This window comes from Cellulomonas endophytica (assembly GCF_004123805.1).
GTDB classification, from domain to species: Bacteria; Actinomycetota; Actinomycetes; order Actinomycetales; family Cellulomonadaceae; genus Cellulomonas; species Cellulomonas endophytica.
Genome location: NZ_RWJX01000037.1, coordinates 25,493 through 36,105 on the forward strand (window position 1 = coordinate 25,493; position 10,613 = coordinate 36,105).

The 10,613-nt window shown below is 77.5% G+C and carries 10 protein-coding genes; 6 read left to right on the forward strand and 4 right to left on the reverse strand.

Annotation, left to right across the window (positions count from 1 at the left end):
* Positions 1-105 precede the first annotated feature (105 nt).
* Positions 106-1,545, reverse strand: a complete 1,440-nt coding sequence (locus EJA20_RS11720; protein WP_129338330.1) for a glucose-6-phosphate dehydrogenase — start codon at positions 1,543-1,545, stop codon at positions 106-108.
* Between the two features lie 539 nt (positions 1,546-2,084).
* Here EJA20_RS11720 and EJA20_RS11725 point away from each other — a divergent pair.
* Together EJA20_RS11725 and EJA20_RS11730 are read left to right on the forward strand one after the other, a co-directional pair.
* Complete coding sequence (locus EJA20_RS11725) at positions 2,085-3,905, forward strand: mechanosensitive ion channel domain-containing protein (protein WP_338068820.1); 1,821 nt, start codon at positions 2,085-2,087, stop codon at positions 3,903-3,905.
* Positions 3,906-3,936: 31 nt separating this feature from the next.
* The gene (locus tag EJA20_RS11730) at positions 3,937-4,599 is read left to right on the forward strand and encodes a nucleoside/nucleotide kinase family protein (protein WP_205687477.1); all 663 of its coding nucleotides are present in this window, start codon (positions 3,937-3,939) and stop codon (positions 4,597-4,599) included.
* A gap of 74 nt (positions 4,600-4,673) precedes the next feature.
* Here EJA20_RS11730 and msrA read toward each other — a convergent pair whose 3' ends face one another.
* Entirely contained in the window at positions 4,674-5,342 is a 669-nt protein-coding gene (msrA, locus tag EJA20_RS11735) for a peptide-methionine (S)-S-oxide reductase MsrA (RefSeq protein WP_129338331.1), read from the reverse strand.
* Positions 5,343-5,632: 290 nt separating this feature from the next.
* Here msrA and EJA20_RS11740 point away from each other — a divergent pair, with 290 nt between their 5' ends.
* A complete protein-coding gene (locus tag EJA20_RS11740) occupies positions 5,633-6,745 on the forward strand; it encodes an AI-2E family transporter (RefSeq protein ID WP_240675431.1) in 1,113 nt (370 codons plus the stop codon).
* Between the two features lie 52 nt (positions 6,746-6,797).
* Positions 6,798-8,003, forward strand: coding sequence for a threonine ammonia-lyase (gene ilvA / locus EJA20_RS11745; RefSeq protein ID WP_129338333.1), 1,206 nt, complete (start codon positions 6,798-6,800; stop codon positions 8,001-8,003).
* 57 nt (positions 8,004-8,060) lie between these two features.
* Here ilvA and greA read toward each other — a convergent pair whose 3' ends face one another.
* Together greA and EJA20_RS11755 are read right to left on the reverse strand one after the other, a co-directional pair.
* Positions 8,061-8,552 (reverse strand): transcription elongation factor GreA, encoded by a 492-nt coding sequence (gene greA, locus EJA20_RS11750; protein WP_129338334.1) that lies wholly within the window; start codon positions 8,550-8,552, stop codon positions 8,061-8,063.
* Positions 8,553-8,742: 190 nt separating this feature from the next.
* The gene (locus EJA20_RS11755; protein ID WP_129338335.1) at positions 8,743-9,192 is read right to left on the reverse strand and encodes a DUF4307 domain-containing protein; all 450 of its coding nucleotides are present in this window, start codon (positions 9,190-9,192) and stop codon (positions 8,743-8,745) included.
* Positions 9,193-9,290: 98 nt separating this feature from the next.
* Here EJA20_RS11755 and mca point away from each other — a divergent pair, with 98 nt between their 5' ends.
* Together mca and EJA20_RS11765 are read left to right on the forward strand one after the other, a co-directional pair.
* A complete protein-coding gene (gene mca / locus EJA20_RS11760; RefSeq protein ID WP_129338336.1) occupies positions 9,291-10,163 on the forward strand; it encodes a mycothiol conjugate amidase Mca in 873 nt (290 codons plus the stop codon).
* The coding region (locus EJA20_RS11765) for a hypothetical protein (protein ID WP_129338337.1) at positions 10,160-10,613 on the forward strand (454 nt) is incomplete at its 3' end. The genes mca and EJA20_RS11765, both read left to right, overlap by 4 nt.

Consider the following 10,613-nt stretch of genomic DNA (forward strand, 5'->3'; position numbering starts at 1 on the left):
CGTCCCCGCCCGCGGCCCTCCGCGCACGAGGGGCGCCCGCCCGCGCCGGCCCGCCGCACCGTCGAGGAGCCCGACGAGCGCCGGCGGGCGGGTCGGGGCGGCGGGTCAGTCGCCGTCGGTGGGCCGGGTGCCGTCCGGGTCGGCCGGGCCGAGCGCCCACCGGCCCGGGGCGGCGAGCGCCTCGGCGGCCCCGGGCCCCCACCCGTCGGGGGCGTAGGGCTGCACCTGCGGCCGGGCGTCCCCGAGCACGGGCTCGACCGCGCGCCAGGCGGCCGCCAGGCCCCGCGGCGTCGTGAAGAGGGTGCGGTCCCCGGCCAGGACGTCCGCCAGCAGCCCCGCGTAGGGCGGCAGGGCGGCGCCGGGCTCGACGTCCGCCAGCGCCAGCGTGGCGGTGCCCGTGTCGAGCACGAGGTCCGGCCCGGGGCGCTTCACCGTCGTGGTGATCCTCACCTCGCCGCTGCCCGCGAGGGACACGGCGACCTGGTTCGGGCCGACCTCCTGGCCGAACAGCTCGTCGGGGCGGCGCAGCACGAGCGTCACCTGCTGCGCGGAGGCGGCCATGCGCTTGCCGGTGCGGAGCAGGAAGGGCACCCCGCGCCACCGGTCGGTGTCGACGTACAGGCGGGCGGCGACGAACGTGTCCGTCGTCGACGCGTCGTCCACGCCGTCGATCTCGCGGTACCCCTCGAACTGCCCGAGCACGACGTCGTCGGGGGTGAGGGGGCGGAAGTGCTCGAGCGCCTCGTCGCGGGCGGCGGCCAGGTCGCCGGCGGACAGGCCGGCCGGCGGCTCCATCGCGACCGTCGCGGCCACCTGGAACAGGTGCGTCACCAGCATGTCGAGCAGCGCGCCCGTGGCGTCGTAGAACTCGGCGCGGTCGGCGACGTCGAGCGTCTCGGGCACGTCGACCTGCACCTGCGCCACGTGCTCCCGGTTCCAGGCGCCGCCGACGAGCTCGTTGGCGAACCGGACGACGTGGAGGTTCTGGGTGGCCTCCTTGCCGAGGAAGTGGTCGATGCGGAAGACCTGCTCCTCGTCGAGGACCTCGTGGACGACCGCGTCCAGCGCGCGGAACGACTCCGGCGAGGTGCCGTACGGCTTCTCGTAGACGACGCGGACGCCGTCGACGAGGCCGTGCCGGTGCAGCGCGCGCGTCAGGGGCTCGAACGACTCCGGCGGCACGGCGAGGTAGTGCACGACGACCGCCTCGTCGCCGAGCGACCTCCGCGCCCGGGCGACGGCGTCGGGGAGGTCGCCGGCGTCGTCCTCGTCGCTCTCGCTGACGTCGCGGGCGTACGTGGCCCGCTCCCGCAGCGCGTCGCCGGCGCCACGGGCCTCCTCGTCGCCGAACGTCTCGAGCGCCTCCGACACCGCCGACCGGAAGTCCGCGGTGGAGACCTCGGAGCGGCCCGCGCCCAGGAGCGCCCACCGCGCCGGCAGCAGGTCCCGGGCGTGCAGCGTCGCGAGCGCGGGCAGGACCATGCGCCGGGCGAGGTCGCCCCGGGCGCCGTGGAGCACGAGCAGGACGGGACGGTCGGCGGGCACGGCGGCTCCTCGCGGGCGGGGTGGTGGGGCGGCGTCGACGCTACGTCGGCCGGTGGCCGGTCGCGCGGGGACGCCGGGGAGGGGGTGGCGGGCCCGCGGGGGGCGGGCCGGCGGCGGCGCGGGAGGCCGCACCGGCGGCCTGGTCCGGGGGTTCCGGACCGGGCGGGACCGCCGTCGTGCCCGTCCCTGGCCGCCCCGGGCAGGAACGGCGCGGGAAAAGGCGCGTCCGGGCAGAGGCAATGAGATCGTCATGCCGTATCCCTGGCGGGCGTCGGTGGGTTGAGCCACACTGGTGCCGACGACAGGGTCGGCGAGAGCCGCCCCGCCCCCGGCCCAGCGCCGGAGGTCCCCAGAGCGCCACTCCTCGTGCCGGTGAGACGCTCTCGTCGCCCGGGTGCCCCGCACGTCGACGGTGCGGGGCACCTGTGCTGCCCGACGCCGGGGCGCCGGCGTCGGTCCGTGCGAACCTCGTCACACGTCCCGCCGGGGCGGCCGTCCGCGGCCGGGGGCACGCCTGGCGCGTGCCTAGCCTGGAGGGCATGCCGATGATCGTCCCCGGGCCTCGCCGCGCCCTCGCCGACGGCCTCGTCGAGCCCGTCACCCTCGCCCGTGCCGCTCGTGCCGCCCTCGCGCCGGAGCCCGGGCCCTCCCCGTCCCTGCCGGGCGCGGTGGCGGAGGGGCTGACGTCGCAGGACGGCGTCGTGCGGCAGGTCCTCGTGCCGCTCCTGTCCGTGGGCGTCTCGGTGGTGGTGGCGCTGGCGGTCTCGCTCCTCGTCGCCGTGCTCGTGGGACGGGCGGCGCGGCGGTCGGAGGTCGTCGCCGACCTGTCCCAGCGGGCGCGGCGGCCGCTGCGGCTCGTGCTCGTCGTCGTCGCCGCCCGCGCGGCCCTCGCCCTCTCGACGCAGCCGGCCGACTGGCGCACCGCGGTCCTGCACGTCCTGCTCATCGCGTTCATCGGCGCGCTGGCCTGGCTGCTCGGGAGCCTGGCCTTCGTGCTCGAGGACGCGGCGCTGGCGCGGTACCGGGTGGACGTGGCGGACAACCGCCACGCGCGTCGCGTGCGCACCCAGGTCCAGGTCCTGCGCCGGATCACCGTGGCCGTGCTCGCGCTGTGCGCGATCGCGGCGGTGCTGCTGACGTTCCCGTCCGCCCGCGCGGTCGGCGCCTCCGTCTTCGCCTCCGCCGGCCTGCTCTCCATCGTCGCCGGCCTGGCGGCGCAGAGCTCGCTCGCCAACGTCTTCGCCGGGCTCCAGCTCGCCTTCACCGACGCCATCCGCGTCGACGACGTCGTCATCGTCGAGGACGAGTGGGGCCGGATCGAGGAGATCACGCTCACCTACGTCGTCGTCCACGTGTGGGACGACCGGCGCCTCATCCTGCCCTCGACCTACTTCACGACGACGCCGTTCGAGAACTGGACGCGGCGCGCCTCCCAGCTGCTCGGCACGGTGGAGCTCGACCTCGACTGGGACGTGCCGGTGGACGCCATGCGCGCCCGGCTCGTCGAGCTCCTGGCGCAGACGCCGCTGTGGGACCAGCGGGTCGGCATCCTGCAGGTGACCGAGGCGACGGGCGGGCTCGTCCGCGTCCGCGTGCTGGCCTCCGCGGCCGACGCGCCGACCCTGTTCGACCTGCGGTGCTTCCTGCGCGAGGGGCTCGTCTCCTGGCTCCAGGCGTCCGCGCGGGAGGCGCTGCCGCGCACCCGGTGGGAGGCGTCGGGGCCGCTCGAGGGCCGCGAGGGCGCCCTCGCGCGCGCCGGGGACGAGGCCGGCGACACGCCCGGGAGCCGTCCGGACCGTGCGCCGGACCGTGCGCGTGACCGTGCGCCGGACCGTGCGCACGACCGTGCACCCGACCGTGCGCCGGAGCGGGTTCGCACGGCGGCGAGCGGCGCGGCCCGCCGCGAGGCGGTGGCCGCGTCGCCCGGCGGGCCGGCGACCGGGCCGCACGCGAGCACGGACTCCAGCCTGTTCACCGGGAGCCTCGCGGCCGTGGAGCGGTCCCGGCACTTCACGGGGCCGGGGGAGGAGGTCCTCGCCCGGCGCGAGCGGGACGCGGCGGGGGAGGACCCGACCCCGTCGGCCGTCGTGCCGTCGACCGCCCCCGCGTCCTCCCCGCCGGCGGTCGTGCCGGGCGGCGCCTCGGGTGCGACCCCGCCGGGCGCCGGGCTCCCGCCCGACGAGACGCGTCCCGGCAGGGCCCGTCCCGATGGGGCGCGTGCCGACGAGGTGCGTCCCGACGGGGCCCGTCCCGACGAGGGCGCCGCCGGGCCGGGCGTCGACCCCGACCGCACCCAGGTGCTGCCGCGGGTGCCCCCCGAAGGGCTCGAACCGGGGTCGCTGCGTGGGCGGGGCGAGTGACGGTCCGTCCCTGGCGTCGCGGAGGGGTCGCGTGCCGGGCGGGCCGGTGACGGTGACGCCGCTGGACGCCGCGCACCTGCGGGCGCGCCTCGTCGACGCGGTGCTCGCGGCCGCCGCGGCGGTGCCCGACGGCGCGCACCTGCGCGTGGCGGTCGACGGCGCGCCGGCGACGGGCCCCGGCGCGCTGGCGGACGCCCTCGTCGAGCCGCTGCGGGCCGCCGGGCGGCCGGTGCTGCGGGTGCGGGCCGGGGACTTCCTGCGGCCCGCGTCCGTGCGGCTGGAGCACGGGCCCCACGACCCGGACGCGCTGCTCGACGACCACCTCGACGCGCGCGCCCTCGAGCGCGAGGTGCTCACGCCGCTGGGCCCCGGCGGCACGGGGCGCCACCTGCCGAGCCTGTGGGACGCCGCGCGGGACCGGGCCACGCGCGCGCCCTACCGGGACGCGCCCCCCGGGGCCGTGCTCCTGCTCGACGGGACGTTCCTGCTGGGGCGCTGGCTCGAGCTCGACCTCGTCGTGCACCTCGCGGTCCGGCCGGCGACCCTCGCCCGTCGCACGCCGCCCGAGGAGGCGTGGACCCTGCCCGCCCACGCCCGCTACGCCCAGGAGACGGACCCGGAGGCGGTGGCGGACCTCGTCGTCCGGGTCGACGACCCGCGGCGGCCGGCGCTCGTCGAGCCCGCGGACGGCTGAGGGCCGGCCGGGGGTCCCGGCCGGCCCTCGGGCCCGGGGTGGTGCGGGGCGCGCGCCGCGCGGCCCCGCCCCGGTCAGACGTCCAGCGGGCGGGGGCAGGTGACCCCCGTGGCGTGCACGGGGCAGTAGCCGTGCGGGTTCTTGTCGAGGTACTGCTGGTGGTAGCCCTCGGCGTAGAAGAAGGGCCCGGCCTCCTGGGCCGTGGCGACCTCCGTCGTGATGTCGCCGAACCCGGCGCGCGTCAGGCGCTCCTGGAACTCCGCGCGCGTCGACGCGACGGCCGCGGCCTGCTCGGGCGTCGTGGTGTAGACCGCGCTGCGGTACTGGGTGCCGACGTCGTTGCCCTGCCGGTAGCCCTGCGTCGGGTCGTGCTGCTCCCAGAAGTGCCGGAGCAGGTCGACGTGCGACAGGCGCTGCGGGTCGTACGCGACGAGGACCGTCTCCGTGTGCCCGGTCATGCCGGTGCACGTCTCCTCGTAGGTGGGGTTCGGCGAGAAGCCGCCCATGTAGCCGGCCGCCGTCGTCACGACGCCGGGCAGCTGCCACAGCTCCTTCTCGGCGCCCCAGAAGCAGCCCATCGCCAGGTGCAGCACCGCGGTGCCCTCCGGCCAGGGGCCGCGCAGGGGGGTGCCGAGGACGGTGTGCGTCGTCGGCACGGCGTAGGTGGGGCTCGGGCGGCCCGGGAGCGCGCGCTCCGGGGTCACCATCGTCGTCTTGAGGGCGGATCCGAACAGCCAGGACATGGGCGTCCTCCTCTCTCTCCGTGGCGGGTCAACCGTCGGTCACGTCGGGGTGTTCCCGCGTGGACGCCGGGACGACGGCGGGCGCCCGGCCTAGCCTCGGCCCTGTGAGCACCTCGCTGAACCCGTCCGGCCTCCCGCCGGCGTCCCCGCCCGCGTCCGGCGGTGCGTCCGGCGCTGCGTCCGGCGCTGTGACCGGCCCTGCGTCCGGCGCTGCGACCGGCCCTGCGTCCGGCGCTGCGTCCGTCCCCGGCACCGCCGTGACGGGCCGGCGCTGGGACGACACCGGGGCGGTGCCGCCGTCGGTCCGCGCCGCCGCGGCCTGGTCCTGGCGGGTCGTCGTCATCGGGCTGGCGCTCGCCCTCGTGGGGTTCCTCGTCGTCGAGCTCGAGGTCATCATCGTCCCGGTCGCGGTGGCGCTGCTGCTCACCGTCCTGCTGACCCCGGTGGTGCACGGGCTGCAGCGGCTGCGCGTGCCGCACGGCCTGGCGGCGGCGATCGCGGTGCTGGGGCTCCTCGCCGTCGTCGGCGGGCTGCTCACCCTCGCCGGCCAGTCCATCGTCTCGGGGATCGGCGAGCTGCGCGACCAGGCGCTGGAGGGCTTCGACCAGGTCCTGGGCTGGCTCTCGACCGGCCCGCTCAACGTCACGCAGACGGACCTGTCGGGCTACGTCGACCAGGCCCAGGAGGCCCTGTCCGGCGCGAGCAGCAGCATCGTCTCCGGGGCCCTCTCGGTCACCACGACGGTGGGCCACGTGCTGGCGGGCGCGCTCATCGCGCTGTTCTGCACCTTCTTCTTCCTGCTCGACGGGAGGACCATCTGGGCGTGGGTCGTCGGGCTGCTGCCGCGGGACGCCCGCGAGCGGGTGCACGAGGCGGGCCGGCGCGGCGTCGTGACGCTCGGCTCCTACACCCGCACCCAGATCCTCGTCGCCGCCGTCGACTCCCTCGGCATCGGGCTGGGGGCGTTCTTCCTCGGGCTGCCGCTCGCGCTGCCGCTGGCGATCCTCGTCTTCATCGGGTCGTTCATCCCGCTCGTCGGCGCCGTCGTCACGGGGTCGATCGCGGTGCTCGTCGCGCTCGTCTCGCAGGGGCTGTGGCCGGCGGTCATCATGCTGGTGATCGTGCTCGGCGTGCAGCAGCTCGAGGGGCACGTGCTGCAGCCGTTCCTCATGGGGCACGCGGTGTCGCTGCACCCCGTCGCGGTGCTGCTCTCCGTGGCCGCGGGGTCCTTCGTCGCCGGGATCGTCGGCGCCCTGTTCGCCGTCCCCATCGCCGCGGTGCTCAACACGGTCATCCTCTACCTGCACGGGCACGACAAGTTCCCCGGGCTCGGGCACGAGGACGCCGAGCCGCAGCGCGAGGCGTCCCTCGGGCCCGTCGCGCCCCCGCAGGCGCAGGCGTGAGCGCAGGCGTGAGCGCAGGCGTGGGCGTCCAGGCCCCCCGGGTTGCGGTCCGGTGATCGGGCCCGAGGACGTCCGGGCCGCGGCCGGGCTGCTCACGGGCGTCGCCGAGCGCACGCCGGTGCGGTACAGCCGGGCGCTGTCCGAGCTCGTCGGCGTGCCCGTGCACCTCAAGTGCGAGAACCTCCAGCGCACGGGCTCCTTCAAGATCCGCGGCGCCTACGTCCGGCTCGTCCGGCTGTCCGACGAGGAGCGCGCGCGCGGTGTGGTGGCGGCGAGCGCCGGCAACCACGCGCAGGGCGTGGCGCTGGCGGCCCGGCTGCTCGGCGTGCCGGCCGTCGTGTTCATGCCCACCGGTGCCGCCCTGCCCAAGGTCGACGCCACGCGCGCCTACGGGGCGCAGGTCGTCCACGTGGGCAGCTCCGTCGACGAGGCGCTGCTCGCCGCACAGGAGCACGCGGCGAGCACCGGGGCGGTGCTCGTCCACCCCTTCGACCACGAGGACGTCGACGCGGGGCAGGGGACCGTCGCGCTCGAGGTGCTCGAGCAGGTGCCGGACGTGCGCACGCTCGTCGTACCGGTGGGCGGCGGGGGGCTCGTGGCGGGCATGGCGGCCGCCGTGGCCGACCGTCCCGGCGTGCGGCTCGTCGGCGTGCAGGCGGCGGGGGCCGCGGCCTACCCCGCCTCGCTCGCGGCGGGGCGCCCGGTGCCGGCGGCGGCGATGTCCACGATGGCCGACGGGATCGCGATCGGGCTGCCGGGCACGGTGCCGTTCGAGCTGGTGCAGGCCCACCGGGTGGCGGTGCGGACCGTGTCCGAGGAGGACCTCTCGCGCGCGCTGCTGCACGTCGCCGAGCGGTCGAAGCTCCTCGTCGAGCCGTCCGGCGCCGCCGGGGTGGCCGCGCTGCTCGCCGACCCGCAGGCCTTCGCGTCCGACGGCGGGCCGGTGGTCGTCGTCCTGTCCGGCGGCAACGTCGACCCGCTGCTGCTCATGCGGGTGCTGCGGCACGGGCTCGCGGCCGCGGGCCGGTACCTGCAGGTGCGGGTCCGCACCGTCGACCGGCCCGGCGCGCTCGCGGCGCTGCTGCAGGACCTCGCCCGCCTCGGGGGCAACGTCGTGCACGTGCAGCACCTGCGGACCGGGGCGGACCTGGGCGTCGACGAGGTCGGCATCGACGTCCAGCTCGAGACGACGGGCCCGGACCACTGCGCCGAGGTCCTGGCGCGCCTGCGGGAGCAGGGCTACCGCCTGGCGCCGTAGGGCCGGGACGCCGACGGCCCCGCCCCGCGTGGGGCGGGGCCGTCGGGGCGCCGGGCGTCAGCCCTCGAAGGGGCTCGCGGCGACGATCTCGACGGGGATCGTGCGCCCGTTCGGTGCGGCGTAGGAGGTGGAGTCGCCCACGGAGCGACCGTTGATCGCGGCGCCCAGCGGGGACGTCGGGGAGAAGACGTCGATGTCCGAGGACCCGGCGATCTCGCGGGAGCCGAGGAGGAAGCGCATCTCGTCGCCCGCGACCACGGCCGTGACGACCATGCCCGGCTCGACGACGCCGTCGTCGGGCGGCGTGCCGATCCGCACGTTGCGGAGCTTCTCCTTGAGCTCGCGGATGCGCGCCTCGGCCTTGCCCTGCTCCTCGCGGGCGGCGTGGTAGCCGCCGTTCTCCTTGAGGTCGCCCTCGTCGCGCGCGGCGGCGATGCGGCCGACGATCTCCTCGCGCCCCGGTCCCTCGAGGTGCTCGAGCTCCGCCTTGAGGCGGTCGTACGCCTCCTGCGTCAGCCACGTCCCCGTGGCGGCGGTCGTGTCGGTCACGATCGCTCCTCTCTCACGTCTGCTGCGGTCCTCCGCCCCGGCCGCGGAGCCCGGCGCATCCTCCGCCGGGGCGGGACGCACCCCGGTCCGGGGCGGCGGTGCGGCCGTCACCGGGCCGGTCCTGCGGGCGCGGGGCCCGTGGACAGCGGTCGTCGGCGGCGGAACGAACTCCCCAGCATACCGGCGCGTCCTAGCCGTCGGCGAGACGGCACCCCTGGAGCGACCCCGTGACGGCGAGCGCGGTGGTCCGCACCTGCACCGTGACCCGCTGGGTGCGCTCCGCCACGGCGCTCACCTCGACCGTTCGGAAGCCCACCTCGGTGAACGCCTCGTTGAGGGCGCGGACCTGGCAGACGGCCCTCGCGCCGGGCTCCATGGTGACCGCGAAGCGCACCTGCACGGTCGCGGCGTCCACCACGTCGTAGCCCAGGTCCTGCCACTGGACGGGGTCCCGCAGCACGCCGACGACCACCCAGGCGACGACCGCCACCGCCACGGCGCACGCGGCCGCGACAGCCACCCGGGCCCGACGCGCCCGGCCCGGCACCGGCGCCGGTCCGTAGCGGCCCGCCGGCCGGGCGGGGACGGGGCCGGGACCGGGCGCGGGCGTCGCGGCGGGGCTGGGGGCGGGCGGGGTCACGCGGTCCCTCCGGGGCTGGGTCGGGACCGGCCGGCCGTGTCGGTCCCATGCGGCACCATTGTCCCCTGTCCGGCCGGGTGGCCGGAGGGGGAGGACCGATGACCTCGGAGCGGTTGCGGCTCATGGCCGTGCACGCCCATCCGGACGACGAGTCGAGCAAGGGCGCGGCCAGCACCGCCCGCTACGCGGCGGAGGGGGTGGACGTTCTCGTCGTGTCGTGCACCGGCGGCGAGCGCGGTGACGTCCTCAACCCCTCCTACGGGGAGGTGCCGGCGGACCGGATGGTCGAGCTGCGCCGCGAGGAGATGGCGGTCGCCGCCGCCGCGCTGGGGGTGCAGCACCGGTGGCTCGGGTTCGTCGACTCCGGCCTGCCGGAGGGCGACCCGCTGCCGCCGCTGCCCGAGGGGTGCTTCGCGCTGCAGCCCCTCGAGGTCGCCGCCGCGCCGCTCGTCGCGCTCGTGCGGGCGTTCCGGCCGCACGTGATCACGACGTACGACGAGAACGGCGGCTACCCGCACCCGGACCACGTCATGACCCACCGCGTCTCGATGGAGGCGTGGGAGGCGGCGGGCGACCCGGACCGGTACCCCGGCACGGGCGTGCCGTGGACGCCGCAGAAGCTCTACTACCACGCGGGGTTCAGCCTCGAGCGGATGACGGCGCTGCACGCGGCGATCCTCGCCGCCGGGCGGGAGTCGCCCTTCGCGGAGTGGATCGACCAGGCCCGCGACCGGCCGTTCCCGCAGCGCACCGTGACCACGCGCGTCCCCTCCGCCGCCTTCTTCCCGGCCCGGGACGCGGCGCTGCGTGCGCACGCCACGCAGATCGACCCGGACGGCTGGTTCTTCGCCGTCCCCCGCGAGGTCGAGGCGCAGGAGTGGCCGACGGAGGACTACGAGCTCGCCGCCGCGCGGGTGCCGACGCAGCTGCCCGAGGACGACCTGTTCGCCGGGCTGCGGGAGGACCGGTGACCGGCGCGGCGGCCGCGGCCGGGGTCGTCGGGACCCTCCTGGGCGCCGTCACGCCCTCCCCGTCCCCGTCCGGCGTCACCACGGAGCTGGGCGGCTCGTCGCTGGGCTCGCCGGGGTTCCCCGGCTTCGTCGTGCTCTTCCTGCTCGGGCTGGCCGTGATCGTGCTGGGGATCAGCATGACCCGTCGGCTCCGGCGGGTCCGGTTCCGCGGGGAGCTGGCCGAGGCGGCCGAGGCGGAGGCCGCCGCACGCGCCGCCGGGGGTGCCGCACCGGGTGCCGCACCGGGTGCCGCGCGGGGTGCACACGGCGGACCGGTCGACGGTGCGGGTGACGGACGTCGCGACGACCCGGGTCAGGGTCCGCCCGGCGGCGCGCCGCGCGACGGCGGCGCTCCCGGCACGGGGCCGCGGGACGGCGGCTCGGGCACCGGGCCGCGCGACGGCCGCGGGC